25 protein-coding genes are annotated in these 25,838 nt (G+C 74.6%); 18 read left to right on the forward strand and 7 right to left on the reverse strand.

All coding sequences use genetic code 11. The features are described from left to right. Positions 1–88: 88 nt before the first annotated feature. On the reverse strand, positions 89–1,306 hold the full coding sequence (locus KPF47_RS14545; protein WP_224389335.1) for a TetR/AcrR family transcriptional regulator: 1,218 nt from the start codon (positions 1,304–1,306) through the stop codon (positions 89–91). Positions 1,307–1,655: 349 nt separating this feature from the next. On the opposite strand from KPF47_RS14545, the gene KPF47_RS14550 reads away from it, so the two are divergent. From KPF47_RS14550 to KPF47_RS14560, 3 genes are read left to right on the forward strand one after another with little or no spacing between them, the layout of a single operon-like run. Then, on the forward strand, positions 1,656–2,147 hold the full coding sequence (locus tag KPF47_RS14550; RefSeq protein WP_060713214.1) for a GNAT family N-acetyltransferase: 492 nt from the start codon (positions 1,656–1,658) through the stop codon (positions 2,145–2,147). Further along, on the forward strand, positions 2,141–2,629 hold the full coding sequence (locus KPF47_RS14555) for a GNAT family N-acetyltransferase (protein WP_060713213.1): 489 nt from the start codon (positions 2,141–2,143) through the stop codon (positions 2,627–2,629). The genes KPF47_RS14550 and KPF47_RS14555 overlap by 7 nt, the downstream gene beginning before the upstream one ends. Positions 2,630–2,676: 47 nt before the next feature. After that, positions 2,677–3,096 carry a hypothetical protein gene (locus tag KPF47_RS14560; protein ID WP_224389336.1) on the forward strand — a complete coding sequence of 140 codons (420 nt, stop codon included), beginning with the start codon at positions 2,677–2,679 and terminating at the stop codon, positions 3,094–3,096. An 11-nt stretch (positions 3,097–3,107) separates the two neighbouring features. Here the strand turns inward: KPF47_RS14560 and KPF47_RS14565 are convergent, their stop codons facing one another. Further along, the gene (locus tag KPF47_RS14565) at positions 3,108–4,178 is read right to left on the reverse strand and encodes a 3-deoxy-7-phosphoheptulonate synthase (RefSeq protein WP_224389337.1); all 1,071 of its coding nucleotides are present in this window, start codon (positions 4,176–4,178) and stop codon (positions 3,108–3,110) included. Positions 4,179–4,378: 200 nt separating this feature from the next. Between KPF47_RS14565 and KPF47_RS14570 the strand changes: the two genes are divergently transcribed. Further along, positions 4,379–5,173 (forward strand): carbon-nitrogen hydrolase family protein, encoded by a 795-nt coding sequence (locus KPF47_RS14570; RefSeq protein WP_224389338.1) that lies wholly within the window; start codon positions 4,379–4,381, stop codon positions 5,171–5,173. 79 nt (positions 5,174–5,252) lie between these two features. On the opposite strand, the gene KPF47_RS14575 is transcribed toward KPF47_RS14570, so the two are convergent. The 3 genes from KPF47_RS14575 to KPF47_RS14585 form a co-directional block, all read right to left on the reverse strand. Continuing rightward, positions 5,253–5,552, reverse strand: a complete 300-nt coding sequence (locus KPF47_RS14575) for a 4a-hydroxytetrahydrobiopterin dehydratase (protein ID WP_224389339.1) — start codon at positions 5,550–5,552, stop codon at positions 5,253–5,255. An 83-nt stretch (positions 5,553–5,635) separates the two neighbouring features. Beyond that, positions 5,636–6,715 carry an ABC transporter permease gene (locus KPF47_RS14580; RefSeq protein ID WP_224389340.1) on the reverse strand — a complete coding sequence of 360 codons (1,080 nt, stop codon included), beginning with the start codon at positions 6,713–6,715 and terminating at the stop codon, positions 5,636–5,638. Beyond that, the gene (locus KPF47_RS14585) at positions 6,712–7,842 is read right to left on the reverse strand and encodes an ABC transporter ATP-binding protein (protein ID WP_224389341.1); all 1,131 of its coding nucleotides are present in this window, start codon (positions 7,840–7,842) and stop codon (positions 6,712–6,714) included. The genes KPF47_RS14580 and KPF47_RS14585 overlap by 4 nt, the downstream gene beginning before the upstream one ends. 4 nt (positions 7,843–7,846) lie before the next feature. Between KPF47_RS14585 and KPF47_RS14590 the strand changes: the two genes are divergently transcribed. Together KPF47_RS14590 and KPF47_RS14595 are read left to right on the forward strand one after the other, a co-directional pair. Next, the gene (locus KPF47_RS14590) at positions 7,847–8,422 is read left to right on the forward strand and encodes an NUDIX domain-containing protein (RefSeq protein WP_224389342.1); all 576 of its coding nucleotides are present in this window, start codon (positions 7,847–7,849) and stop codon (positions 8,420–8,422) included. Positions 8,423–8,500: 78 nt separating this feature from the next. After that, positions 8,501–9,484, forward strand: a complete 984-nt coding sequence (locus tag KPF47_RS14595; RefSeq protein WP_224389343.1) for a hypothetical protein — start codon at positions 8,501–8,503, stop codon at positions 9,482–9,484. A 255-nt stretch (positions 9,485–9,739) separates the two neighbouring features. Here the strand turns inward: KPF47_RS14595 and KPF47_RS14600 are convergent, their stop codons facing one another. Further along, a complete protein-coding gene (locus KPF47_RS14600; protein ID WP_224389344.1) occupies positions 9,740–9,889 on the reverse strand; it encodes a hypothetical protein in 150 nt (49 codons plus the stop codon). A gap of 124 nt (positions 9,890–10,013) precedes the next feature. Between KPF47_RS14600 and typA the strand changes: the two genes are divergently transcribed. The 10 genes from typA to KPF47_RS14650 all read left to right on the forward strand — a co-directional run bounded on the left by typA (position 10,014) and on the right by KPF47_RS14650 (position 23,235). Beyond that, a complete protein-coding gene (gene typA, locus KPF47_RS14605; RefSeq protein ID WP_224389922.1) occupies positions 10,014–11,909 on the forward strand; it encodes a translational GTPase TypA in 1,896 nt (631 codons plus the stop codon). A 106-nt stretch (positions 11,910–12,015) separates the two neighbouring features. Next, positions 12,016–13,872, forward strand: coding sequence for an ABC transporter substrate-binding protein (locus tag KPF47_RS14610; protein WP_224389345.1), 1,857 nt, complete (start codon positions 12,016–12,018; stop codon positions 13,870–13,872). A gap of 320 nt (positions 13,873–14,192) precedes the next feature. Continuing rightward, positions 14,193–15,896 carry an ABC transporter substrate-binding protein gene (locus KPF47_RS14615; RefSeq protein ID WP_224389346.1) on the forward strand — a complete coding sequence of 568 codons (1,704 nt, stop codon included), beginning with the start codon at positions 14,193–14,195 and terminating at the stop codon, positions 15,894–15,896. Positions 15,897–15,982: 86 nt separating this feature from the next. After that, positions 15,983–16,915 carry an ABC transporter permease gene (locus tag KPF47_RS14620; RefSeq protein WP_224389347.1) on the forward strand — a complete coding sequence of 311 codons (933 nt, stop codon included), beginning with the start codon at positions 15,983–15,985 and terminating at the stop codon, positions 16,913–16,915. A 21-nt stretch (positions 16,916–16,936) separates the two neighbouring features. Further along, entirely contained in the window at positions 16,937–17,911 is a 975-nt protein-coding gene (locus KPF47_RS14625) for an ABC transporter permease (protein ID WP_224389348.1), read from the forward strand. 3 nt (positions 17,912–17,914) lie between these two features. Next, positions 17,915–19,993 (forward strand): ABC transporter ATP-binding protein, encoded by a 2,079-nt coding sequence (locus KPF47_RS39690; RefSeq protein ID WP_224389349.1) that lies wholly within the window; start codon positions 17,915–17,917, stop codon positions 19,991–19,993. A 67-nt stretch (positions 19,994–20,060) separates the two neighbouring features. Continuing rightward, positions 20,061–21,176, forward strand: a complete 1,116-nt coding sequence (tsaD, locus tag KPF47_RS14635) for a tRNA (adenosine(37)-N6)-threonylcarbamoyltransferase complex transferase subunit TsaD (protein WP_224389350.1) — start codon at positions 20,061–20,063, stop codon at positions 21,174–21,176. Between the two features lie 9 nt (positions 21,177–21,185). Then, entirely contained in the window at positions 21,186–22,073 is an 888-nt protein-coding gene (gene mshB / locus KPF47_RS14640) for an N-acetyl-1-D-myo-inositol-2-amino-2-deoxy-alpha-D-glucopyranoside deacetylase (RefSeq protein WP_224389351.1), read from the forward strand. Next, positions 22,070–22,459 carry a hypothetical protein gene (locus tag KPF47_RS14645; protein WP_224389352.1) on the forward strand — a complete coding sequence of 130 codons (390 nt, stop codon included), beginning with the start codon at positions 22,070–22,072 and terminating at the stop codon, positions 22,457–22,459. The genes mshB and KPF47_RS14645 overlap by 4 nt, the downstream gene beginning before the upstream one ends. After that, positions 22,456–23,235 carry a hypothetical protein gene (locus KPF47_RS14650; protein WP_224389353.1) on the forward strand — a complete coding sequence of 260 codons (780 nt, stop codon included), beginning with the start codon at positions 22,456–22,458 and terminating at the stop codon, positions 23,233–23,235. Before KPF47_RS14645 ends, KPF47_RS14650 begins: the two co-directional genes overlap by 4 nt. Before the next feature lie 19 nt (positions 23,236–23,254). On the opposite strand, the gene KPF47_RS14655 is transcribed toward KPF47_RS14650, so the two are convergent. Beyond that, complete coding sequence (locus KPF47_RS14655; RefSeq protein WP_224389354.1) at positions 23,255–24,235, reverse strand: N-acetyltransferase; 981 nt, start codon at positions 24,233–24,235, stop codon at positions 23,255–23,257. A gap of 128 nt (positions 24,236–24,363) precedes the next feature. Here KPF47_RS14655 and fdxA point away from each other — a divergent pair, with 128 nt between their 5' ends. Both fdxA and dapC read left to right on the forward strand, forming a co-directional pair. After that, complete coding sequence (gene fdxA, locus KPF47_RS14660; protein ID WP_224389355.1) at positions 24,364–24,690, forward strand: ferredoxin; 327 nt, start codon at positions 24,364–24,366, stop codon at positions 24,688–24,690. After that, on the forward strand, positions 24,687–25,790 hold the full coding sequence (gene dapC, locus KPF47_RS14665) for a succinyldiaminopimelate transaminase (protein ID WP_224389356.1): 1,104 nt from the start codon (positions 24,687–24,689) through the stop codon (positions 25,788–25,790). The genes fdxA and dapC overlap by 4 nt, the downstream gene beginning before the upstream one ends. Positions 25,791–25,838 lie beyond the last annotated feature (48 nt).

The following is a 25,838-nucleotide window of genomic DNA, read 5'->3' on the forward strand; positions in this document are numbered from 1 at the left end:
GCTCCGCGGGACCCCCGCGAGGCGCGTACCGCCCGGGCCGCTTGACCCGGCCCGGGCGGTACGGCCGACCGGTCCCTCCGAGCGGAGCTCAGAAGTCCCGGCGGACCAGCATCCGCCACGCCCACCCGGCCGCGACCTCGGGTGGGGGCAGCGGCTCGCGTTCCAGCCAGCTGGCCGCGACGCCGAGCAGCGTCCAGGTCAGGCCGGCGGCGAACACGTCCAGCGGCATGCCGAACTCGTCCTCGGCGACGCCGAGCCGCAGCGTCGTGTCCGCGACGACCGCCTGCATCCGCCGCCGCATCCCGGCCGCGGCGTCCGGCGCCGCGGCCCCGGACAGCGCCTGCCGGTACAGCGGGGCGTGCTCGGCCAGATGGAGGAACCAGCGCAGCAGCGCGGCGGGCGGCTCGGGACCGATGTCGTCCATCGCGAGGTCCGACAGGTCCGCCCCGGCGTCGGAGGCCCGGGTGGCGAGCGCGTCGGCCAGCAGCATCTCCTTGTCGGTGTAGTGCTGGTAGAAGCTGCTGCGGTTCACCGACGCGTGCTCCGCCACGTCGGCGATCGTGATCGACTCGAGCGAGCGCTCCCTGGCCAGCGCGAGCAGCGCGTCCTGAAGACGTCGTCGCGTGCGCACGGCCCGGGGATCCACGCTCACCATTCTGCCGAACGGGTGACACCCGGTTGCGAGGACCCGTCGTGTCGCCTCCCGGTCAGGGTGCCCGGTTGCACGGCGCCCCCACATCCCGGCCCGTTGGTCCTGGGCGATCCGCTGCCCGGCCTCGAAGCCCTGCCGGTAGCGGCCCTGCCCCGGGTCCACCCAGCCCGCGACGAGCGCCGCATCGGTGTAGGACTGCTGCGTGCCGACCACCAGGTACGCCGGCCAGGCCGGGGCGTCGGGCGCCGGGGCGGGCAGTGTCGGGTCGGGCACCAGCGTGACCTCCTGGCCGTCGAGGAAGCCCTCGGCGAACCGCTGCGCGTCGGCCCGGGCGCACGCCGGCGTCGAGGTGGTGTCCACGCCGATCACCGTCACCGTCACCGGCCGCCCCGCGACGTCCACCACGACCGTCCCCGGGTCCACGACCCGCTGCACCCGCCCGAACAACGTCGGAGGGCCGGTGAGCGGGCCGAGCGCGGTGGGCCCGGGGTCGGCGGCCGCAACCGGTTCGTCGGCCATCCGGCCGATCGTCAGACCCCCGACGACGCCGAGGACGACCAGCACGAGCACGGCCAGCAGCGCGATCGTGCGGCGTGGTCCGGTGGACAGGGCGGACAGGTGCGTCCGGGCGCGGTGGCGTGGTTCGGGCAACATGTCTGGAGTTCGTACCGAATCGGGCGTCCGGTTGCCTGTCGGGCGGGATCACCGGCATCCGGCGGTGGTCCAGGCCGCGGAGCAGCAGGTACCGGCGGCGGCCGGACCGGCCACCCCCGGCCCGGCCCGGCCAGGGTGAGGACGAGAACGGCCCCGGCCAGCAGCAGGCGGGGCCCGGCGGGGCGGGTGCGGCGGCGCGGCACGGTCATGCCGGTCCTCTCGCCGGAGGGCGGGCCGGTGTTGCGCCGTCCGGACCACCGTCATCAGGATTGCCGATCGCCGGACACGCCGCGGCTCCGCTGCGGCGCGCTGCTACCTTCGGCGCCTCCGTCCGTCCGGGAGGCCATCCGTGATCACCGTCCGGGAGCTGGGACCCGACGCCTGGGAGACCTGGCGCGACCTGCGCCTCGCCGCGCTGGCCGAGGCCCCCGAGGCGTTCCACAGCAGGCTCGCCGACTGGCTGGGCGCGGGGGAGCGGGAGTGGCGCGACCGGCTCGCCGCGCCCGGCCGCTACCTGGTGGTCGACGTCGACGGCCGCCCCGCGGGGCAGGTCGTGGCCGTCCCGCCGGACGGCGAGGGTGTCGCCGACCTCATCGCCCTGTGGGTCGCCCCGCACGCGCGCGGCGGCGGAGCCGCGACCGCCCTCGTCGACGCCGTGCTCGACCGCGCAGCCGGGTGGGGCGCGCGGACGCTGGCCCTGCACGTGGTGATCGGCAACGACCGCGCCGCGGCCTTCTACCGGCGGCTCGGGTTCGTCGACCGGGGTGTCGTGGACCGACCCGACGGCATCAGCGAGACGCGGATGGACCGGCCCGTCGGGCGCCCGGCGTCCCGGTGCTGACGGTCCGTCCGGCGACGCCCTCCGACGACCCCGCCCTCACCCGGATCGACGCCCTGACCTGGACCGCGCAGGTCAGCCCCGCCCCGCCGCGGCCCGAGCCGTTCCTGGAGCGGACCCCGGTCGGGGAGGTGCTCGTCGCCGACGACGACGGCGTCGTGGCCGGGTACGTGATCGTCGGGACCGCACCGCCCGCCGTCCCGGCGCACGACCACGTCCGCCACGTCGACGGTCTCGCGGTGCATCCCGGGCACGCCGGCCGCGGTGTCGGCCGTGCCCTGGTCGACGCCGCGGTGGCCCGGGCCCGCGACACCGGAGGGCGCAAGCTCACGCTGCGGGTGCTGGGCCCGAACACCCGGGCGCGGGCGCTGTACCGGCGCTGCGGTTTCGTCGAGGAGGGCGTGCTGCGCGGCGAGTTCGTCGTCGACGGGACGCCCGTCGACGACGTCCTGATGGCACGGCACCTCGACCCGGCGCCGCCCTGACCGGCGACGGCCCGGAACTGTCGGGGGCCGGTCGTAGCGTCGTCGCCATGACCACCGCGCCGTCGTCGCCCCCGGCCTCGCCCCCCGTCCCGGCCCGGGTGGCCGCCGCGCTGCGTGCCTCCTGGGGGCGTGACACCTGCGACGTCGCGGACGTGGCGACCTGGTCGCCGGGCCGCCCGTCGCGGGGCCAGTGCGGGGCGACGGCGCTCGTCCTGCACGACCTGTTCGGCGGTGACCTGCTGCTGGCCGAGGTGTGGCACGCCGACGGCCGGCTGCAGGGCTACCACTGGTGGAACTGGCTGCCCGGCGGCGCCGAGGTGGACCTCACCCGGGACCAGTTCGGTCCGGGCGAGACGGTCCACCCGCCCCGGGTGGTCGTCCGGCCGGCCGGCCCGCCGCGACGGTGCCGCGCGCAGTACGAGCTGCTCCGCCGCCGGGTGCTCGACCTGCTGGACGGCCCGGGGTGAGCGGGACGGCCTCAGCGGCGGCCTCGGCGCACGGCGTCGGCGAGGGTGCCCAGCAGGTCGTCGGTGGTGTCCCAGGACATGCAGGCGTCGGTCACCGAGCGGCCCCGGACCATGTCCGGCCCCAGCTCCTGGCGGCCCGCCTCCAGGAAGCTCTCCATCATCAGGCCGGTGACGGCGCGCTCCCCGCCCGCGATGCGCTCGGCCAGGTCCGCGACGACGGTGGCCTGCCGCACGTGGTCCTTGCCGCTGTTGCCGTGGCTGGCGTCGACCACGACGCGCTCCGGCAGCCCCGCCGCGCGCAGCCCGTCGGCGGTGGCGGTCACGTCGGCGGCGGAGTAGTTCGGCACGGCCCCACCGCGCAGGATGACATGGGTGTCCGGGTTGCCCGTGGTGGTGACCAGGCCGGCGAGCCCGTCGGCGTTGACCCCCATGAACACGTGCGACGCCGCGGCCGCGCGCATCCCGTCGATCGCCGCGCGGATGTCCCCGTCGGTGGCGTTCTTGATCCCGACCGGCATCGACAGGCCGCTGACCAGCTGGCGGTGGACCTGGCTCTCCGCGGTGCGGGCGCCGATCGAGCCCCAGGTGACCACGTCGGCGATGTACTGCGGGGTGATCGGGTCGAGGAACTCGCAGCCGACCGGCATCCCGAGCGCCGAGATGTCGAGCAGCAGCTTGCGGGCGGTGCGCAGGCCGCGGTTCACGTCGAAGGTGCCGTCCAGGCCCGGGTCGTTGATCAGGCCCTTCCAGTCGACGGTCGTGCGTGGCTTCTCGAAGTAGGTGCGCATCACGATGCACAGCTCGCCGGACAGCTCCTCGGCGCGGGTGGCGAGGCGGCGGGCGTAGTCCAGGGCGGCGTCCGGATCGTGCACCGAGCACGGCCCGACGACGACGAGCAACCGGTCGTCGTGGCCGTCGAGGACGTCGGTGACCGCGGCGCGACCGCGGGTGACGGTGTCGGCGACCCGGGGATCGCAGGGCAGGTCGTGACGCAGCAGCGCCGGCGAGATCAGCGGGCTGATCCGCTCGATGCGACGGTCGTCGGTCGGGGCGACCTGCAGAGGGGTGGTGCTCGCACTCATCGGAGACGATGGTCCTTACCCGGCGGACCGCCCCGGATCACCTCGACCGAGCCGGTCCGACATGCCGGCTCGAGGGGATGGAGGTCAGCGCGCTACGGCACCTGCCAGCCCATCCCGGGCCGGCCGGCGAAACCAGTAGTACGCGTTCAGCACGCCACGACCGTACCCCACGTCTGCGGCAGGCGTGGTACCACCGGCACATGCGGATCGCCCTCGCCCAGATCGTGTCCACCCCGGATCCGGAGGAGAACCTCGCCGAGGTGGAACGCCGCACCCGTGCCGCCGCCGACGCCGGCGCGCAGCTCGTGCTGTTCCCCGAGGCCACGATGTGCTGCTTCGGGGTCCCGCTCGGCCCGGTGGCGCAGCCGCTGGACGGACCCTGGGCCACCCGGGTCCGCGAGGTCGCCCGTACGGCCGGGATCACCGTCGTCGCGGGGATGTTCACGCCGTCCGGGGACGGCCGGGTACGCAACACGCTGCTCGCGACCGGCGGCGGCGTCGACACCCACTACGACAAGATCCACATGTTCGACGCGTTCGGGTTCGCCGAGTCCGACACCGTCGAGCCCGGCACCGAGCCGGTGGTGGTCGGCGTGGGTGACGAGCCGGTCACGGTGGGCCTGTCCACCTGCTACGACGTGCGCTTCCCCGGCCTGTACCAGCGTCTCGCCGACGACGGCGCCACCGTCCTGCTGGTGCCGGCCTCGTGGGGTGCGGGTCCGGGCAAGCGCGAGCAGTGGGAGCTGCTGGTGCGGGCCCGTGCCATGGACACCGGTTCGTTCGTCGTGGCCTGCGACCAGGCCGACCCGACGACGGTCGGCCGCGAGCACGGCAGGGCCCCGACCGGGATCGGGTACAGCCTGGTCGCCGGTCCGCGTGGTGAGATCGTCGACGCGCTCGGGGCCGAGCCCGGTCTGCTGGTGGTCGACGTGGACCCGGCCGCGGCCGCGACCGTCCGCGAGCAGATCCCGGTACTGGCGAACCGGCGGTTCTGAACCGCGCCCGGCCGGTCCCGGTCCTGCGGACGCCGAGCGCGGTCCGGCCGCCCGCAGCACCGCGGCGCCCGGGGGTGGCTCAGCCGCCCGCGGCGCTGACGCGGTCGGAGATCTGGGCCGCGAGGTCGACGTCCTTCGCGGTCAGTCCGCCCTCGGAGTGCGTGGACAGCCGGAAGGTCAGCGTGTCGTAGCGGATGTCGATGTCCGGGTGGTGGTCGGCGGCCTCCGCGTCCTCGGCGACCCGGTCCACCACGTCGATCGCGGCCCCGAAGTCGGGCAGGGTGGCGGTGCGGACGATGGAGTCGCCGTCGCGATCCCAACCGGGCAGCTTCTGCAGCGCGTCGGCGATCTCGGCGTCGGTCAGCGTCGGGGTGGACATCGCCCCATCGTGGCGCAGACGGCGCACCCCGTCGCGGTGGGAGGTGTCCGGATGGTCCCGGTCCGGGCCCCGGGCCCGAGCGCTCAGCCGTCGCGGCGGGTCAGGGCGAACACGGCGACACCGGCACCGGCGACCACGAACCCGGCCGCACGCGCGGTGGTCGCCCACAGGGGCGACGGGTCGACGGGCGCCGCGAGCACCCCGGCGAGGACCTCGTGCCAGTGCCCGGTCGGCAGGACCGGGGCGACCGGCTCCCACAGCACGGTCGCCAGCGGTGCGACGGTCAGCGCGGCCAGCCCGGTCGCCACCACCCCCGCGGGTCGCCGGACCAGTGTGGACAACGCCAGGAGCAGCATCCCGAGCCCGCACAGCTGCACCGCGGCCCAGCCGGTGAGCACCAGTGCGCGGAGCAGGGTGGCGCCGGCCCCGAACGGGCCCGCGCCCAGGACGAGCCCACCGCAGACCAGGGCGACGACGACCGTCGTCGCGGCGGCGAGCAGCGAGGTGACCGCGACCGCCGCCGCCTTGAGCCCGAGCAGCCGCCCCGGCGTGACGGGGGACAGCCGCAGGGCGTCGAGGGTGCCGCGGGCCCGCTCCGCGGCGAACGCGTCGGCCGCGACGAGTACGACGGGCATCCCCAGCGCGAACGCCGCGGGCTCGGACAGGGCGACGGTCAGGGTCCCGAGCGCGAAGGACAGCCGGCCGGTGTCGGTGCCGAGCGCGATCGTGGCGAGCAGCGGCACGAGGGCGGCCGAGACGAGGACGACCGCGGTGCGCGGTCGCAGCAGGGCGAGCTCCAGCTCGGAGCGGAGCAGCCGTCCGAACGGGGCGGAGGTGGGGCGTCGCGGGGAGCGCCCGCCCACCACCCGCGACCGGGGCCGGGCGGGGCCGGCCGGGGCGGACCGCGTCCCGGCCTGCGGCTGCGCGGACGCCGGGCCGGTCGGGGGGACCGCCCGCACGCCGGGCGTGCCCGGCGCCCCGCCGGCCGGCCCGGGCGCCCGGCCGGCGGTGGGGCCCGGTGTGGTGCGGTGCGGTGCGGTCCGGTCGGTGCCGTGTTCGACGTGGTCGTCCCACGGGCCGGCGGCCGCGGGGTGCGCGGCCCAGTCGTCGGCCCGGGAGGAGGCAGCGCCCCAGGTGTGCTCGGGACGCACCCCCGCGCTCACCGTCGGGCTCCGTGCCCGGCGCCCACCGGGTCCGGGTCCTCGGTGAGCCGGGCGAAGAACTCCTCCAGCCGGGCGGCGGGCCGGGTCACCCTGTGCACGGCGACGCCGGCGTGGACCAGCGTCGCGACCACGTCGGGGGCTGCGGTCCCGGCCGGGACGAACACCCGGTCCCGGGCACCGTGCTCGGCGTCGATCCCCCGGGCCAGCAGGGCCGCGACGGCGCGCTCGCCGTCCGGGGTCGTCACGACCAGCGCCGACGGGCCGGAGTCGACGAGCTCGTCGAGCGGGCCCGCGCAGAGCAGGCGCCCGGCCTGCAGCACCGCGACGTGGCTGCAGGTCGCCTCGATCTCCCCGAGCAGGTGCGAGCTGACGACGACGGTCGCGCCCGCGGCGTTCATCTCCGCGATCAGACGGCGCACCTCGCGGGTGCCCGCCGGGTCGAGCCCGTCGGTCGGCTCGTCGAGGACGACGAGGCGCCGCCGGGTCAGCAGCGGCACGGCCAGCCCGAGGCGCCGTCGCATCCCCGAGGAGTACTCGCCGGCCCGGCGGTCGGCCGCCTCCGCGAGCCCGACCCGGCGCAGCACGGCGTCGACCGCGCCCGGGATGCGCGCCGAGTCCAGCAGCGGTTCGGCGGCCGCGGCCCGCAGCAGGTTCTGCCGGCCGGTGCGGTGCGGGTGCAGGGCCGGCGCGTCGATGAGCGCCCCGACGTGCGGCAGCACCTCCGCCGCGCGCTGCGGCAGCCGTCGCCCGAGCAGCTCGACCTCGCCGTGGGTGGGGGCGAGCAGCCCGAGCAACATCCGCATCAGCGTCGTCTTGCCCGCACCGTTGGGTCCGAGCAGCCCCAGGACCGAGCCCATCGGTACGTCGAGATCGACCCCGTCGACCGCGCGCACCGCCCCGAAATCGCGGGTCAGGCCGATGGCGCGCACGGCGGGCGGGCGGGCCGCGCAGGGCGGTCCGGCGGAGTCGTCGGGGGTGGACGTCGCGTACACGGCACCCAGCGTGACCGTGCGGCGGCGCGAGCGGGCCGTTTCGGCGAGATTGGCCGCGACGGGCCCGACCCGCCGCCGTGGGAGCGTCGGCGGGCCCGCGGCCCGGCCGGTCGCGGAGCCGGCTGCGAGGATCATCGGTGTGCCGGTGCTGAGCCTGGACCATCATGTGGACGGACCGCCCCGACTCGTCGCGGGGGTGCTGCGGGAGTCCGGTCCCTCGGCCCGCGCGGTCGCGCGGGTGGGAGCCCGGTTCACCGCACCGGCGGCGCTGCTCGTGGCCGGGGACGAGATCCGGGTCGCGCTGCCCGGCGGGTTCCTCGCGTGCCGGACCCGGATCACCCGCGCCGGGGCCGACGGCCTGTGGTCGGAGCTGGCGGCGGGTCCGGCGGCGGTGCTGCGGCACTCGACACGGGTCACGCCCGCCGCGGGGGGCGGCGTCGAGGACGGGGAGGGCGAGCCGCACGCACTGGCCCGGGAGTGCGCCGAGGAGCTGGGCGCCCGGGTGACCGTCGGGGAACGGCTGGGCACCGACCTGCCGATCGGACGGCGCGTGCTGCGGATCCACACCGCCCGGCTCGATGCCGGGTCCCCGGAGCCCGCGGCCCGCGAGCACCGCGCGCTGCGCTGGGTGGGGCCGCGGGAGGTGGCGGCGCTGGGCTGGCTCGACGCCGACCGGGCCGTCGTCGCGGAGCTGGTGGCCCTGCTGCGCACCTGACCCGCGGTCACCCGTGCCGGAACGGCGGTCGTCGCGGATCCGGTGGAACCGATCGGGCCCGGGCGTCGTCCAAGCCGCATGAACCGCAACGCCACCGCCCCCACCCCGTCCGCCGTCCGCACCGCACCGGTGGGCCCCGGGAGACGGCGCGACACCGATCCGCTCACCCGGCTCGTGGCCGGGCAGGACGGTCTGGTCACCCGCGCCCAGGCGCTCGCCCACGGCCTGTCCACCGACCAGGTCGACCGCAGGCTCGCCGCGCGGCGGTGGACACCCGTGCACCCCCGCGTCTACCGGGACGCCGCCCACCCGCCGACCGAGCGGTCGCGGGTCCGTGCCGCCGCACTGTGGGCGGGGGAGGACGCCGTGCTGAGCGGGGCCGCGGCGGCCTGGTGGTGGGGTCTGCTGCCCGGCGCACCCGAGGTCGTCACGGTCACCGTCCCGCGCAGGCGGGCGCCGCGGTCGCGCGCGGGGATCCTCGTCCGGCGCCGCGAGCTGGACCCGTGCGACGTCGTCGTGCGCGACGGGGTGGCCGTCGGCCGGCCCGCGGCCGCCGTGCTGGAGGCGGCCGCCGACCCGTCGGTACCGGGGGAGGCGCTGCTCGACCACGTCCTGACCACCGGCGTCCTCGACGTGGACGAGCTACTCGGGACGCACGCCCGCGCCACCGGCGCGCACGGGTCGGTGGCCGTCGGCCGGATGCTGACCGGGGCGTCGCGACGCGTCGCCGTCCGTGCCCGCCACGGGCTGCGGACGCTGCTCGTCGCACGCGGTGTGCGGGGTGCGCGGACCGACGTCGTGGTGGCCGGGGTGGTGCTGGACCTGGCGTTCCCCGCCGCCCGGCTGGTCGTCGAGGTCCACGACCCGGTCGACGCCGGAGCCGGCGCCGACGGCTGCGGACCCGCGTGGCGGCGGGCGGTGCTGCGCCGCCACGGGTGGCGCACGCTCGTCGTCGAGCCCGCGGAGCTCCGGTGCCCCGAGCAGCTCCTGGCCCGCCTGCGCGAGGCCGTCACCGGGCACCCGGCCGGTCCCGGTGGTGCCGCGGGCCGGGCCGCCGGGTGAACGGCAGGCGAACGCCACGACGCACGGTGTCGCCGGACCACCCGGCCGACTGTGATTCCGGCCATGCCCGGCCCGGCCGCCGGTCGTCTCGGCGCAGCGTACGGAACGGGTACGAAGATCCGTCCGAGGTCCGGGCACAGCCGGGTCCGGAGCTGCCGGACTCCGCCGCCCGGCCTGCCGCGGCCCTACCGGACCGGCGGTGCGCACGCAACCCGGACCGCGACGTCCTCGCAGGTCAACGGGTCATACGTCCGTTCAGTAGATACGCGCGATCTTGATCGCCCGGTCCAGTGCCTTACCGCTCAGATCGTCCGCACCCGCCTTGCGCAGGCGTAGCGCGACCACCGGACAGCTCTTGCACCGCTTCGGCTTGGACCGACAGCACTTCTTCTTGACCTTGCCCATGATGAGGTCAGGCTAACCTGCGCCCGGGGCGTGGTGAAGGACTTGCAGCGGATACCGTTGGGGTGTGACCATCCCTCGTTCCGCCTCGGCCCTCGACGCTCGTTCCTCGCTCGAGAGCGACGCCGTGCCCGATCGGGCAGGCCGACCCGAGCTGCGCAACGTCGCGATCGTCGCGCACGTCGACCACGGCAAGACCACGCTCGTGGACGCGATGCTCCGCCAGTCCGGTGCGTTCGCCGAGCGCGCCGAGCTCGTCGACCGGGTCATGGACTCCAACGACCTGGAGCGCGAGAAGGGCATCACCATCCTCGCCAAGCACACGGCGGTGAACTGGCACGGCACGACGATCAACGTCGTCGACACCCCCGGCCACGCCGACTTCGGCGGTGAGGTCGAGCGCGGCCTGTCCATGGTCGACGGTGTGGTGCTGCTCGTCGACGCCTCCGAGGGGCCGCTGCCGCAGACCCGCTTCGTGCTCCGCAAGACCCTGACCGCCGGCCTGCCCGTCATGCTCGTGGTCAACAAGACCGACCGCGGCGACGCCCGGATCGCCGAGGTCGTCGACGAGTCCCTGGAACTGCTGCTGGAGCTGGCCGACGAGCTGGAGCTCGACGAGTTGGTCACCGCGCACCTGCTCGACCTCCCGGTGGTCTACGCCTCCGGGCGTGCGGGCAAGGCCTCCCGGATCCGCCCCGCCGACGGCGAGCTCCCGGACTCCGACGACCTCGAGCCGCTCATCGAGACCCTGCTCGACGTGGTCCCGCCGCCCGCCGACGACGTCGACGCCCCGCTGCAGGCGCACGTCACCAACCTCGACGCGTCCAGCTTCCTCGGCCGTATCGCGCTCTGCCGCGTCCGCGCCGGCGTGCTGCGCCGCGGCCAGCAGGTCGCGTGGTGCCGCGAGGACGGCACCACCCCGCGCGTCAAGATCACCGAGCTGCTGCGCACCGAGGCACTGACCCGGGTCCCCGCCGACGAGGCGCGCGCCGGTGACCTGGTCGCCGTCGCGGGCATCGCCGAGGTCACCATCGGCGACACCCTCGCCGACCCGGAGACCCCGGTCGCGCTGCCCCGCATCCACGTCGACGAGCCCGCCATCTCGATGACGATCGGTACCAACACCTCCCCGCTGGCCGGTCGCGACCCGATCCCGGGCAAGAAGCTGACCGCCCGCCTGGTGAAGGGCCGGCTCGACGCCGAGCTGGTCGGCAACGTGTCCATCCGCGTGCTGCCGACCGAGCGTCCCGACGCCTGGGAGGTCCAGGGCCGCGGTGAGCTCGCGCTGGCCATCCTGGTCGAGACCATGCGCCGCGAGGGCTTCGAGCTGACCGTCGGCCGTCCGCAGGTGGTCACCAAGACCATCGACGGCAGGCTGCACGAGCCGTTCGAGCAGCTGTCGGTGGACGTCCCCGACGACAGCCTCGGCGCCGTCACCCAGCTGCTCGCCGCCCGCAAGGGCGAGATGGGCGACATGGTGCACGGTGAGGGACGGGTGCGGATGGAGTTCCGGGTGCCCTCGCGCGGCCTGATCGGCTTCCGCACCGAGTTCCTGACGATCACCCGTGGTGCGGGTATCGCCAGCCACGTCTTCGACGGCTACGCCCCGTGGGTCGGTGAGATCCGCACCCGCAACAAGGGCTCGCTGATCTCGGACCGCACGGGCCCCGTCACCCCGTACGCGATCGACCAGCTCGCCGACCGCGGCACGCTGTTCGTCGGGCCGACCACGCTGGTCTACGGCGGGATGGTCGTCGGGGAGTACACCCGCAACGAGGACCTCGAGGTCAACATCACCCGGGAGAAGAAGCTGACCAACATCCGCTCGTCGACGTCCGACGTGCTGGTCAAGCTGATCCCGCCGACGATCCTGAGCCTCGAGCAGTCGCTGGAGTTCTGTGCGACCGACGAGTGCGTCGAGATCACGCCGCAGAACGTCCGGATCCGCAAGATCGAGCTGGACCCGAACCTGCGGGCTCGTGCCCGGTCCCGCGCGAAGGCCGCGGCCAACGCCACGAAGTGACCCGTACGGCCCGTGCGCTGCGGTGTTGCGTATCGGTGAGCAGAGCGGAGACGCCCGCCGGACCCCGTCCGGCGGGCATGCCCGCCCCGGTGGGGATACTGCGGACGTGAGAGCACGTCGACGCTTCCGGGCGCTCCCGGCCCTCCTGCTGGTCGCCCTGCTGGCGCTGACGGGCTGCGCCGCGGACCCGCAGCCGGCGCCCCCGCCGGAGACGAACCGCCCGACCGAGCCGGTCACCGCGCCCACCCGGGTGGTGGTCGGGGTCGACGACCTCGGGCCCGGGTTCAACCCGCACCTCCGGTCGGACCAGTCGGCGGTCACCACGGCGATCGCGTCGATGACGCTGCCGTCGGTGTTCCGGCCCGACGCCCGCGGCGTGCCGCAGCTCGACACCACCGTCGCCACGTCCGCGACGGTCACCTCGCAGAGCCCGTTCACCGTCAGCTACGAGCTCAACCGCGACGTCGGGTGGTCCACCGGCGCGCCGATCGCCGCCGAGGACTTCGTCTACCTGTGGCAGCAGATGCGCAGCCGGCCGAACACGATCGGCGCCGCCGGCTACCGGGAGATCACCGACGTGCGCTCGCGCGCCGCGGGCAAGGCGGTCGACGTCGTGTTCCGCGAGCCCTACCCGCACTGGCAGGAGCTGTTCGCCGACCTGCTCCCCGCGCACCTGCTCAAGGACGCGCCCGGGGGCTGGACCGCCCCGTTCGCGGGCGGCGTGCCCGCGTCCGGCGGGCCCTTCCGGCTGATGCAGGTCGACCGCCTGCGCGGCGAGGTCCTGCTCGCCCGCAACGACCCGTACTGGGCGACCGCGGCAGTCGTCGACGAGATCATCCTGCGCCGGATCCCGGCGAACACCCTGCCCACGGCGCTGGAGAGCCAGGGCGTCGACCTCGCCCTGCCCGATGCCCGGCCGGAGATCACCCAGGCCCTCGAGGTCCTGGCCCGGGGCCCCAAGCCCCCGACGGTGCAGCGCGGGCCGCGTCCGGCCGTCGAGCAGCTCGAGTTCCGCACCGCCGACGGTCCGCTGGCCGACCCCCGGGTCCGCGAGGGTGTCGCGGCGCTGCTGGACCGGGACGCGATCCGCGAGCGCGTCAACCCCGACGCCGTGGCGGTGGACGCCTTCGGCGCGGCCCCGTCGGACGCCGGCTACGTCCCGACCGCGCCCGCGGGAGCCCCCGGCCGTCCCGACCCGGCCGCGGCCGCGGCGGCGTTCACCGAGGCCGGCTACGTCCGGGGTCAGGACGGCCGGTGGACCCTCGCCGGGCGCCCGCTCGCCGTGGTCATCGGTGCCGGAGCCGAGCGGACCGAGGACGTGGACGTCGCCCGCGTCGTGGCCGAGCAGCTCAAGGCGGGCGGGATCGGGGCCACCATCGTCGCCCCGCCGGCACCGGACCTGCTCACCGACCCGAGCGTGGCCCCGACGACGCCGACCCCCACCGCCACGCCCGCACCGGGCGCGGGCCCGGTCCCCGGCGACGGCGCCGCGCCGGCGACCACGCCGCCGGCGGCCCCGGCCACGACGACCGCCGCCCCGACGACGACGGGTGCCCCCGACTCCGGGGCGCCGGTCGCCGTCGACGTCCTCGTCGCCCCCCGTGCCGCCTACGGCGCGATCGGGCCCCGGCTGGACTCCGACTACGGCTGCCCGGCGGACGCGGTGCCCGGCGAGCTCCCGGGTGTCGCCTGCTTCCCCGCGCTGCAACCGCTGCTCGCCGAGCTGCTGGTCGCAGACAGCCCGGACCCGGCCGTCGTCGCGGAGGCCGAGCGGGTGCTGTGGCGCCAGCTGCCCGCGCTGCCGCTCTACCAGGCACAGGGTCTGGTCGTCAGCAACGCGCCGACCGACGCGGCCACCCGGGTCACCCCGGGCCCGATCGCGACCGGCCCGATGTCGGACGCCCGGACCTGGGCGGAGCCGGAGGGCTCCGGCGAACGCCCGACCGGCGACGACGCCGACTGACCCGGCCGGACGCGTCCGTTCGGACGCACTCCGCTGCTACCCGGTGACGGCGAGTGGTACGTAAGTACCAACTGTGTTTCGGCGTGCATCGAGGGCTGTGCGACGCAACGGTCCCGTTGTTACTGTCCGGTCCGGCTGCGAGTCCGTTACGCCGATCAACGGTCACCGTTTCACCACGATCGGCTGCGGGGCTCGCCGCTGGAGCGCCGCGATTCCTAGCGTGCCTCCCGACGGGCCCCGGCACACATCTGGCGGTCCGCCGCGTCCCGGACGGGTGCGACGACGGCGTGCACCCCATGACATCTCGAGAGGCACGGCAGATGAGGGGAAGAAGGGCGGCCGCCTCGGCCATCGCCCTGACCGCGGTCGTGGGGCTCGTCCTCACGGGCTGCAGCCAGCAGAGCAACACGGGGGGCAGCGGCGACACCGCCGCCGGGTTCGAGGAGACCCCGGACCAGCCGGAGGTGCCCGGCAAGCCGGGTGGCACGTTCCGGCTGGCCATCACCGAGCCGACCGCGATCGACCCGTACAACACCCAGGAGTCCGAGGGCACCCTCGTGAACCGGGCGCTGTTCACCGGGCTGATCAAGGTCCGGCCCAACGGCGACGTGTACGACGGCGTGGCGTCGAAGTGGACGCCGAACCAGAACTGCACGCAGTGGGTGTTCGACCTCAAGCCGGACCAGAAGTTCTCGAACGGCGAGGTGCTGAACTCCGCGTCGTTCAAGCGCGGCTGGGAGCGCACCGCGGCCAAGGCGTCGGCCTCGGAGGTCTCCTACCACCTCGACGAGGTCCAGGGCTACGCGGAGATCCAGGCCGGCACGGCGAACGCGCTGGCCGGGGTGGACGCGACGAACCCGAACCAGCTCAAGGTCACCCTGTCCAAGCCCGACTGCGAGTTCGAGCTGCGGACCTACCACCCGGCGCTGAGCCCGGTCCCGACGTCCGCGGGCGCGGCCGACAACAAGACCTACAACGACCTGCCGGTCGGCAACGGTCCGTTCAAGATGGACGGCCCGTGGCAGCACGACCGCGGCATCCGGCTGGTCCGCAACGACGCCTACACCGCGGGGACCAGGGCGAACCTCGACTCCGTCGAGATCACCATCGTCCCGTCCGGTGAGGGCGGCGGCGTCACCGCCGAGTACAACGGGTTCCAGAACGGCCAGTTCGACTGGGCGCGCATGCCCACCCCGGTGCTCAACCAGGCCAAGTCGACCTACGAGCCCCAGGGCAAGTGGCTGAACAAGAAGACCAACGGCAACAACTACCTGCTGGTCTCGGTCACCACGAAGCCGCTGGACAGCGCGGACGCCCGCAAGGCCGTCTCGATGGCGATCGACCGCAAGGCGATCGTGCAGGGCGTGCTGCAGAACTCGACCTCGCCCGCCGACGCGCTCATCCCGCCGAACTTCCCGGACGCCTACACCTCCGGTGTCTGCACCGCGTGCACCTACAACCCGGACGAGGCCAAGCGGCGCGCGCAGCAGGCCGGTCTCACCCCCGGTACCGAGGTGAAGCTGCAGTACAACACCGGTGCCGGCCACGAGGAGTGGACCGCGGCGGTCAAGCAGCAGCTCGAGCAGAACCTCGGGCTGAAGGTCACCTACACCGGTGTCCCGTTCCGTGACCTGCTCGACAACGAGCAGCAGCCCGAGGCCTCCGGCCTCTGGCGCGCGGCCTGGAGCGCGGACTACCCGACGCCGGGCAACTACCTGTTCCCGCTGCTGGCCACCCAGTCGATCGGGGCCACCTCGCCGAGCGAGCCGGCCCAGGGCGACAACCGCGGCCGCTACTCCAACCCGGAGTTCGACGCGCTGCTGGCGCAGGCCGCGCAGACCCAGGACGAGGCGGCCCGCAACGACCTCTACAAGCGGGCCGAGAAGATCGCGATCGGTGACGACCTCGCGCTGATCCCGCTCTGGTTCCGCCAGCAGTCCCGCCTGGTCAACACCGAGAAGTTCGGCAACGTGAACATGGACTTCTCCGAGGACCCGACGTTCGACACGATCACCCTCAAGTGACGTCCCGCTGACGCGGCCCGCGTCCCGGTGACCCCGGGACGCGGGCCGTCGTGCGGCGTTCCCACCACACGAAAGTCCGTGCTTCCATGGGCAGATTCATCCTCCGGCGGCTGCTCCAGGGGATCCTGGTCGTCGTCGTCACCGCGTTCCTGATCTTCATCGCCACGTTCTCGCTCGGGGACCCGTTCGCCTCCACCGGCGAGAAGGTCGTCCCGCCCGAGGTCGCCGCGATCAACCGCGCCAAGTTCGGTCTCGACCAGCCGCTGCCGGTCCAGTTCGTGAACTACCTCGGCAACATGGTCACCGGCGACTTCGGTCTCGACTTCGACCAGCGGCGCCCGGTCTCCCAGCTGCTCGCCGAGACCGTCCCGAACACGATCCTGCTGGCCGTCGTGGCGCTGCTGTTCCTCGTCCTGTTCGGGGTGACGGCCGGCGTGATCGCCGCCGTGCGCCGCTACTCGTTCTGGGACGTGTTCGTCACCGTCGTGTCCACCATCGGCATCGGTGTCCCGGTGTTCGTCGTCGCGATCTTCCTGGTCGCGAACGTCTCCGGGGTCGGTCCGTTCCCACCGGTGCCGCGCAGCTTCCTCGAGGAGGTGCCCTGGTACTGGGACGTGGTCCTGCCCGCGTTCACCCTCGCGATCATCGAGTCGGCGTTCGTCGCCCGGCTCATGAGGGGGTCGATGCTGGAGGTCCTGCAGGCCGACTACATCCGCACCGCACGCGCCAAGGGGCTGTCCGAGCGCACGGTCATCGGCCGGCACGCCATGCGGACCTCGCTGCTGCCGGTCGTCACGTTCGTCGGGCTCACCCTGGGCACCTACATCGGCGGCGCGATCGTCACCGAGACGGTGTTCCAGTACAACGGCGCGGGGTTCCTGCTGGCCCGCGCGATCACGAACAACAACGCGCCGGTCATCATGGCGGTGGTCGTCTACAGCGTGGTGGCCTACGTGCTGCTGTCCATGCTCGTCGACATCCTCTACGCCTACCTCGACCCGCGCATCCGCCTGAGCTGACTGAGTGAGGCGATCCCTCGCATGAACCCACCACCCACCCCCGGAGCGCCGGCCACCGATCCGGCCGCCGCGCTCGGACTGCCGGGCGGCGACCCCGCCGAGGCCGTCGCGCCGGCCCCCGGCGGTCCCCGTCGCGCGCGGTCGAACGGCCAGTTCGCCGAGATCTGGCGGCGCTACCGGCGCAACAAGCTCGCGATGGCCGGGCTGGTCATCGTCGCGTTCGAAATCGTCATGGCGATCATCTCGCCGTTCTCGACGCCCTACGACCCGTTCGAGCAGAACCTGCTCAACACCCTGCAGCCGCCGTCGGCGGCGCACTTCTTCGGCACCGACGTCCTGGGCCGCGACCTGTACTCCGGGATCATCTACGGCGTCCGGCTCGCGATGATCGTCGGTCTGTCCGTGGTCTTCTTCTCGCTGGTCCTCGGGCTGACCCTGGGCGCGCTCGCCGGCTTCAAGGGCGGCGCCTGGGACGCGGTGATCGCGCGGATCATCGACATCTTCCTCGCGTTCCCACCGCTGGTGGGCGCGCTGGTGATCGTCCGCGCGGTCGGCGGTGGCACGCTGCCGGTCGTCATCGCGCTGGTGGCCCTGGGCTGGATGACGACGGCCCGGCTGATGCGCGGTCAGGTGCTGGCCCTGCGCGAGGCCGAGTACGTCGAGGCCGCCCGCTCGATCGGGGCGGGCACCCGGCGGATCCTGACCCGGCACATCCTGCCCAACGCCGTCGCACCGGTGCTCGTGTACTCCTTCACCTCGATCGGCGTGGTCGTCGTCGCGATGGCGACCTTGTCCTACCTGGGGGTCGGCGTCCCGCCGGACGTCCCCGAGTGGGGCCGGTTGATCTCCCAGGCGTCCCAGTACCTGTCGGTGCCGGGCAAGAGCTTCCTGTGGATCTTCCCCTCCGCCGCCATCGCCATCACCACGCTGGGCTTCGCGTTCGTGGCCGACGGCCTGCGCGACGCCCTCGACCCCAAGCTGCGCGGGAGGAACTGACCCGTGACCGAGAACCGGAGCGAGCACATGCTCGAGGTCCGCGACCTGCGGGTGCACTTCGCCACCGACGCGGGCGTGGTCAAGGCCGTCGACGGTGTCAGCTGGCACGTCGACCGCGGTGAGACCCTCGCGATCGTGGGGGAGTCGGGGTCGGGCAAGTCGGTGTCGGCGATGAGCCTGATGGGTCTCGTCCCGACCCCGCCCGCGACGTTCCCCAGCGGCGAGGTGCTGCTGGAGGGACGCTCGCTGCTGACGATGCCGGAGTCCGAGCAGCGCAAGCTGCGCGGCAAGGACATCGCGATGATCTTCCAGGACCCGCTCACCGCGCTGAACCCGGTCTACAAGGTGGGCGACCAGATCGCCGAGATGATCCGGGCGCACGACCGGCAGGCCGGCAAGGTCACCGCGCGCCGCCGCGCCGTCGACCTGCTCGGCGAGGTCGGCATCCCGAACCCGGCCGCGCGGGCGTCGCAGTACCCGCACGAGTTCTCCGGCGGGATGCGTCAGCGCGCGATGATCGCGATGGCGCTCGCGAACGACCCGAAGGTCCTGCTGGCCGACGAGCCGACCACCGCGCTCGACGTCACCGTGCAGGCCCAGATCATGAACCTGCTGGAGAAGCTGCAGGAGCAGCGCGACACGGCGATCGTCCTGATCACCCACGACCTGGGCCTGGTCGCGGCGCACGCCGACCGGATCATGGTCATGTACGCGGGGAAGGTCGTCGAGACCGGCACCAACGACGAGATCTTCGCCGAGCCGCGGCACGCCTACACCTACGGGCTGCTCTCGTCGCTGGCGCGGATGGACCAGGCCCGGCCGGAGAAGCTGGAACCGATCCCCGGCCAGCCGCCCAACCTCGCGCACGTCCCGTCGGGCTGCGCGTTCCACCCGCGTTGCCGGTTCGCCACGTCGTCCTGCGCGGAGAGGACCCCGGAGCTGGTCCAGCTCACCGACCGGCCCGGTCACCTGCACGCCTGCCTGCACGCCGACGAGGTCGGCGAGGCCGCCGCCACGCCGCGCGAGCCGGCCGTGCCGGGATCCGAGGCGCACGTCGCGGAGACGGCGAGCGGCGAGCCGATGCTGCGCACCGCGGGGCTGACCAAGTCGTTCCCGATCCGCTCCGGCGTGCTCATCCAGCGCACCGTCGGTGTGGTGCAGGCCGTCGACGGCATCGACCTGGAGATCCCCGAGGGGCAGACGCTGTCGCTGGTCGGTGAGTCCGGCTGCGGCAAGTCGACCGCGGCCCGGGCGATCCTGCGGCTGCACGAGCCCACCGCGGGCAGCGTGCACATCAACGGCCGCGACGTGACCGCGCTCGGGCAGTCCGAGCTGCGCTCGGCCCGGGAGGACATGCAGATCGTCTTCCAGGACCCGTACGCGTCGCTGAACCCGCGCATGACGGTCCGGTCGATCCTGTCGGAGAAGTACGAGCTGCTCGGCGGCGAGCTCACCGACACCACGATCCCGGAGCTGCTCGAGACCGTGGGGCTCTCGGCCGAGTACGCCGAGCGCTACCCGCACGAGTTCTCCGGCGGGCAGCGCCAGCGCGTCGGCATCGCCCGCGCGATCGCGCTCAACCCGAAGTTCGTGGTGCTCGACGAGCCCGTCTCGGCCCTGGACGTGTCCATCCAGGCCCAGGTCCTGAACCTGCTCGAGCAGCTGCAGCGCGACTTCGGCCTGACCTACCTGTTCATCGCCCACGACCTGTCGGTGGTGCGCCACATCTCCGACCGGGTCGCGGTGATGTACCTGGGCAACGTCGTCGAGGTCGCCGACCGCGACGACCTGTTCGACCGGCCGCAGCACCCCTACACCCAGGCGCTGATCTCGGCGGTGCCCGTCCCGGACCCGGAGGTCGAGCGGGTACGGGAGCGGATCGTGCTGACCGGGGACGTGCCCAACCCGGCCGACCCGCCGTCGGGCTGCCGGTTCCGCACCCGGTGCTGGAAGCACCTGGAGCTGTCCGACGCCGACAAGGCGCGCTGCATCGACGAGAAGCCGGTCCTGGAGATCGCGTCCGGCCCGGGGCACCGGGTGGCCTGTCACTTCGCCGAGGAGCGCGCGCTCCTGCGGACCTGACCGAGCACGACCCGTCCGAGCAGGACCCCACGGCCACGACACGCCACCCGGTGCGAAACTGGGTGGCGTGTCGCTGGTTCTGGGGATCGAGACGTCGTGCGACGAGACCGGTGCCGGTCTCGTCCGGGACGGGGTGCTGCTCGGCGAGGGGCTGGCGTCGTCGGCGGACGAGCACGCCCGTTTCGGCGGTGTGGTCCCGGAGGTCGCGGCCCGCGCCCACGTGAGCGCGGTGACGCCGATGGTGCGCGCGGCGGTCGAGGCGGCCGGGGTGTCGCTGTCCGACGTCGACGCCGTCGCCGTCACGGCGGGGCCGGGGCTCTCGCCCGCGCTGCACGTCGGCGTCGCCGCGGCGAAGGCGTACGCGGCGGCGCTGGACGTGCCGCTGTACGGGGTGCACCACCTGGCCGGGCACGCCGCCGTCGACGTCCTGGAGCACGGGCCGCTGCCCGACCGCTGCGTCTGCCTGATCGTCTCGGGCGGGCACACCTCGCTGCTGGCACTGGGGGACCTGGCCCGGGACCCGGTCGAGCACCTCGGCGACACCGTTGACGACGCGGCGGGCGAGGCGTTCGACAAGGTCGCGCGGCTGCTGGGGCTGCCCTACCCGGGAGGACCGTCGGTGTCGCGGGCCGCGCTGGACGGTGACCCGGCCGCGATCGCGTTCCCACGCCCCATGACCGGCCCGCGCGATGCCGCGTTCGGGTTCTCCTTCTCCGGGCTCAAGACCGCCGTGGCGCGGCACGTGGAGGCGGCCCAGGACGCGGGCCGGGCGGTGCCGGTGGCCGACGTCGCCGCGTCGTTCCAGATGGCCGTCGTCGACGTCCTGGTCCGCAAGGCGCTGCGGGCCTGTGCCGAGCGCGGCGCGGACACCCTGCTCATGGTCGGTGGGGTCGCGGCGAACCGCGTGCTGCGCAGCGAGATGGAGCGCGCCTGCGCCGGTGCCGGGATCACCCTGCGGGTGCCCGTGCCCCGGCTGTGCACCGACAACGGGGCGATGATCGCGGCCCTGGGGGACCTGCTGGTCCGCGACGGGGTGGAGCCCGCGGGGCTGGCCGGGACCGCGGTGCCCACCGTGCCGCTGACCGGCGCGACGATCACGTTCCCGCCCGCGACGGGGGAGGCGGCGGAGTTCCCGCTGCCCGTCGTCCCCCACACCGCGGCGGGGTCGATCATCGCCCCGTAGGCTCCCCCGGTGCCTGCTCGTCGCCTCCTGCTCGTCCACGCCCACCCGGACGACGAGACCCTGACCACCGGTGGGACCGTCGCCCGCTACACCGCCGACCCGGACTGCGAGGTCACCGTGGTGACCTGCACCCTCGGCGAGGAGGGCGAGGTGATCGGCCCGGAGCTGGCCGAGCTCGCCCCGGACCGCGGTGACCAGCTCGGCGGCTACCGCATCCGCGAGCTCGACGCCGCGCTGGCGGCCCTCGGCGGCCCCCGGCACCGCTGGCTCGGCGGCCCCGGCCGGTGGCGCGACTCCGGCATGGTGCTGGTGGGGCACGGCACCCGCGCGGCGCTGCCGCCGGAGCTGCACCCGCGGGCGTTCGCCGCCACGGAGCCGTTCGGCACCCAGCTCGCGCAGCTGCTGGAGATCATCGACGAGGTCCGCCCGCAGGTCCTGGTCTCCTACGCCGCGGACGGCAGCTACGGCCACCCCGACCACGTCCGCGCGCACGAGCTGGCCGTCGCCGCGGCCGGGGCACGACCGGACGTGGTGGCCAAGCTGTACTTCGCCGTGCGGTCGAGCTCGCTGCTCGACGAGGGGCTGACCGAGCTGCTGTCCGCCCTCGGCGGGGACCCGGACCGCACCGGGCTGCGCTGGCCGGAGCCCGACGAGCACCCCGGTCACGACGCCGCCGCCGTCACCACACGGGTCGACGTCGGCGCCCACGACGCCGAGCGCGTCGCCGCGATGCGGGCGCACGCCACCCAGATCGACGTCCGCAGCGGCGACGGCTGGGTCGCGTTCGCGATGAGCAACGGGATCGTCCAGCCGCTGCTGGGCACCGAGGAGTACGTGCTGGCCGGCGCGCCGCCCGGCACGACGGAGTCGGATCTGTTCGAGGGGGTCGACGGGTGAGCGACGTGACGAGGCTGCCGCTCGCGCTGGTGCTGCTGGTGATCTCGCTGCTGCTGGTGGCCTTCGAGCTGATGTTCCAGATGCTCTACATCGGGCCGGTCCCGGTGCCGCTGGGCACGCTGATCGTGGTGGTCTCGCTGCCGTGGCTGGTCCACACCACGGCGACCGAGATCCTCCCGACCCCCGCGGGTGCCGCCGCCCCGCTGGTCGTGTGGTTCGGCGCGGTGCTCGTGCTCGGCTTCTTCGGACCGGGCGGGGACCTCCTGCTCCCGGTGAACTGGGAGTCGCTGCTGCTGCTCGTCGCCGGCGCCGTGACCGGCGTGGTGTCGTTCCGCAGGGCGCTCGACCGGCTGGCGGACGGCCGCGACCGGAAGGTGACCCGATGACGATCTCCGACGACGACCTGGTGCGGGTCCTGCGGCCGTTCGTGCGGGCCACCCGCCCGGTGCTGGACGGGCTGCGCGAGGCCGACCCGTTCGGGCTGCGGGCCAGGGTGGCGCCCGGTTCGGGCGGCCCGCAGGGCGCGACCGACGAGGAGCGCTCCCTCGCCGACAAGATCCTCGACGCGCTGGCGTCGGTGAAGGTCCCCGGTACCTCGGCGTGGGCGGCGATGGACGTCCCGGCCCGCAGCGACTGGTGGGTCTACCGGGTCGGCCGGTTCACGACGCTGATCGCCGCGATCCCGGGCCTGGGCGGCGCGCTGGCGCGCACGCTGCCGGTGTCCGACGCCGTCGGCGCGGCGGGCGAGGGGCTGCTGCTCGTCGCGATCGCGGGCGAGCACGGAGTGCGGTCGGAGGACCGGCTCGTGGAGCTGCTGGCGTCGGTGCTGTTCCGGCGCGAGCTCGACCTCGACGCCCGGGAGCTGTCCGCCGCCGAGGACGCCGCTGCCCAGGCCCGCGCCGAGGAGCTCACCGGCGACCTCGCCGGGGACGGCAGGCGGGCCACGCTCCAGCGCGTCGGCAGCGCGGTCTGGCGCCTCGGGCGGGCGCTGTGGGGTGTCGAGGACGAGCTCGACAAGCGTCCGCACGGCCGCTTCTACCACCAGTGGCTCGGCCTGCTGCCGGTCGTCGGCGTCGTCGGGAAGTACCTGGGGGAGTGGTCGGGTCTCAAGCGCGCCGCCCGGCAGGCCCGTGAGTGGCTGGCCCGCCGCGGGTTCGCCTGAGCCCGACCGTCCGGACGGGTCAGTCCGCGGGCACCAGGTAGTGGTAGCGATGGTGGTCGGTCCACCCGGTGCCGCGGTAGAGCGCGAGCGCGGCGGTGTTGTCGTCGGCGACGTCGAGCATCCCGTGCCGCGCCCCGTGGGCGGCGCCCCAGGCCAGCGCCTCCCGGGTCAGCCGGGACGCGTGGCCGCCCCGGCGCGCGGCCGGGACCACCCACAGCCGTGACACGTAGACGTGCGCGTCGACGACGGCGGCACGCACCGAGGCGACCGGTGTCCCGTCGCCGTCGTGCAGCGTCCCGAACCCGATCGGGACGGGGTCGCTCCGGGTCGCTGCGCTCTGCTCACCAGGACGCAGCACCCCGGTCAGCACCGCCCACGCGGGCGCGCCGGGCGGGGGCTCCGGCTCGCCCTGGGCCGCCCACCAGCCGGGCCCGGGCGTCGCGGGCCACCGCGGCGCCGGGCCGTCGGACGCGGCGCCGGTGACGAGCACGGTGCAGGTCCCGGGGCTCGCGTCCCGTACCCAGCCCGCCTCGGCCACCCGGTTCGACCAGGGCGCGTCCACCGGTGCCTGCACCGCCGGGGCGATGCCGTGCCGCCCGGCGAACCCCCGCACCCGTTCCAGGGCGCGTTCCACCGGCATCCCCGGGTCCCCGAGCGCGAGCGCGGAGTTCGCCCGCCGCGTCCAGCCGCCCGCCGCGCGCAGCAGCCAGCCGCCCAGCTCCTCGACGACCGGGGCCGGCCAGGCGGCCGCGCGCACCCGTTCCAACCGGTCCACGGCGGCCCGGGACGCCCGCCGCGCCGGGGCGGGCGGCACCTCCCGGACCGCGACGACGGCGTCGCGGCGCACCCGGACCGGCCCCGACCGGGTGTGCACGACGACGGCGTCGGGCCCGTCGTGCTCCAGCTCACCGACCGCGTCGGTCAGCCCGGGACCCGGCGCGGTCTCCGGTGCGATGCGGTGACGCAGGGACACGCGCCGTCCTGCCAGCTCGTCGAGCATGAAGCCGACCACCTCACTCCTGCCCCGCCGGGGGGCGCGGGTTAACCTGCGGGCGTCCCAGTTTGACCGGGCACCCTTCCACCACGTGATCTCCGGGTGCCCGCTGCTCCGAGTGGAGGACCACCGAAGTGACCTACGTGATCGCCGAACCCTGCGTCGACCTGCTCGACAAGGCGTGTATCGAGGAATGCCCGGTGGACTGCATCTACGAGGGTGGACGCATGCTCTACATCCACCCCGACGAGTGCGTCGACTGCGGTGCGTGCGAGCCGGTCTGCCCGGTCGAGGCCATCTACTACGAGGACGACGTCCCCGACCAGTGGGCCGCCTACACGAAGGCCAATGTGGACTTCTTCGACGAGCTGGGCTCGCCCGGCGGCGCCTCGAAGCTGGGCAAGATCGACCGTGACGTGGAGCCGGCCAAGAGCCTGCCCCCGCAGGAACACGACGAGTGAGCAGGCTCGACCTCCCCGATTTCCCGTGGGACTCGCTGACCGGGGCGCGTGAGCGCGCGTCGGCGCACCCGGACGGCATCGTCGACCTGTCGGTCGGCACCCCGGTGGACCCGGTCCCCGCGGTGCTGCGGGAGGCGCTGTCCGGGCCCGCCGCCGCCGAGCCCGGCTATCCGACGACACACGGTCCGGCGTCGCTGCGCGAGGCGGTCGTCGCCTCGCTGCAGCGGCGTTTCGGCGTGTCCGGGACCGACCCGGCCGCGGTGCTGCCCACGATCGGCTCCAAGGAGCTGGTCGCGTGGCTGCCGACGCTGCTGGGCCTCGGGACGGGCGACACCGTCGTCATCCCGGAGCTGGCGTACCCGACCTACGAGGTCGGGGCGCGGCTGGCGGGTGCCGGGCACGTCCGTTCCGACGGGCTCACCGCCGCCGGTCCGGCCCGGGTCCGGCTGGTGTGGCTGAACTCTCCGTCGAACCCGACCGGCCGGGTCCTGCCGGTCGAGCACCTGCGCAAGGTGGTCACCTGGGCGCGGGAGCGGGGCGCGGTCGTGGCCTCGGACGAGTGCTACCTCGGCCTGCCCGGGGACGCGGACCCGGCACCGCGGTCGGTGCTGCACCCCGACGTCTGTGACGGCGACACCACCGGTCTGCTGGCGGTCCACTCGCTGTCGAAGGTCTCGAACCTGGCCGGGTACCGCGCCGGGTTCGTCACCGGTGACCCGGCGCTGGTCGCGGGGCTGCTGGAGGTCCGCAAGCACGCGGGCATGATCGTTCCGCGTCCGGTGCAGGCCGCGCTGGAAGCGGCCGTCTCCGACGACGCGCACGTCGCGGACCAGGCCGCCCGCTACGACGCCCGTCGCACCCGCCTGCGGGCCGGGCTGGAGAAGGCCGGGCTGACGATCGAGCACTCGCAGGCCGGGCTGTACCTGTGGGCGAGCGCGGACGAGCCGTGCCGCGAGACCGTGGACCGGCTGGCCGGCCTGGGGATCCTCGTCGCCCCCGGCGAGTTCTACGGTCCCGCCGGGGCCCGGCACGTCCGGGTCGGGCTGACCGCGCCGGACGAGCGGATCGACGCCGCGGTCGAGCGGCTGGGCGCGGCCTGAACCCCACGGTCGTTGCGATGAGCAAGGATCCCGGGAGAGGATCGGCCC

The sequence above is a fragment of the Pseudonocardia sp. ICBG1293 genome (genome assembly GCF_020131355.1).
Lineage (GTDB): Bacteria > Actinomycetota > Actinomycetes > Mycobacteriales > Pseudonocardiaceae > Pseudonocardia.

What these genes read in the sequence shown, in the direction of transcription:
- KPF47_RS14545 (WP_224389335.1), bottom strand. Translation starts at nt 1,306, where the DNA reads ATGTTGCCCGAACCACGCCACCGCGCCCGGACGCACCTGTCCGCCCTG.
- KPF47_RS14560 (WP_224389336.1), top strand. Translation starts at nt 2,677, where the DNA reads ATGACCACCGCGCCGTCGTCGCCCCCGGCCTCGCCCCCCGTCCCGGCC.
- KPF47_RS14565 (WP_224389337.1), bottom strand. Translation starts at nt 4,178, where the DNA reads ATGAGTGCGAGCACCACCCCTCTGCAGGTCGCCCCGACCGACGACCGT.
- KPF47_RS14570 (WP_224389338.1), top strand. Translation starts at nt 4,379, where the DNA reads ATGCGGATCGCCCTCGCCCAGATCGTGTCCACCCCGGATCCGGAGGAG.
- KPF47_RS14575 (WP_224389339.1), bottom strand. Translation starts at nt 5,552, where the DNA reads ATGTCCACCCCGACGCTGACCGACGCCGAGATCGCCGACGCGCTGCAG.
- KPF47_RS14585 (WP_224389341.1), bottom strand. Translation starts at nt 7,842, where the DNA reads ATGATCCTCGCAGCCGGCTCCGCGACCGGCCGGGCCGCGGGCCCGCCG.
- KPF47_RS14595 (WP_224389343.1), top strand. Translation starts at nt 8,501, where the DNA reads ATGAACCGCAACGCCACCGCCCCCACCCCGTCCGCCGTCCGCACCGCA.
- KPF47_RS14600 (WP_224389344.1), bottom strand. Translation starts at nt 9,889, where the DNA reads ATGGGCAAGGTCAAGAAGAAGTGCTGTCGGTCCAAGCCGAAGCGGTGC.
- KPF47_RS14615 (WP_224389346.1), top strand. Translation starts at nt 14,193, where the DNA reads ATGAGGGGAAGAAGGGCGGCCGCCTCGGCCATCGCCCTGACCGCGGTC.
- KPF47_RS14620 (WP_224389347.1), top strand. Translation starts at nt 15,983, where the DNA reads ATGGGCAGATTCATCCTCCGGCGGCTGCTCCAGGGGATCCTGGTCGTC.
- KPF47_RS14625 (WP_224389348.1), top strand. Translation starts at nt 16,937, where the DNA reads ATGAACCCACCACCCACCCCCGGAGCGCCGGCCACCGATCCGGCCGCC.
- KPF47_RS14650 (WP_224389353.1), top strand. Translation starts at nt 22,456, where the DNA reads ATGACGATCTCCGACGACGACCTGGTGCGGGTCCTGCGGCCGTTCGTG.
- KPF47_RS14655 (WP_224389354.1), bottom strand. Translation starts at nt 24,235, where the DNA reads ATGCTCGACGAGCTGGCAGGACGGCGCGTGTCCCTGCGTCACCGCATC.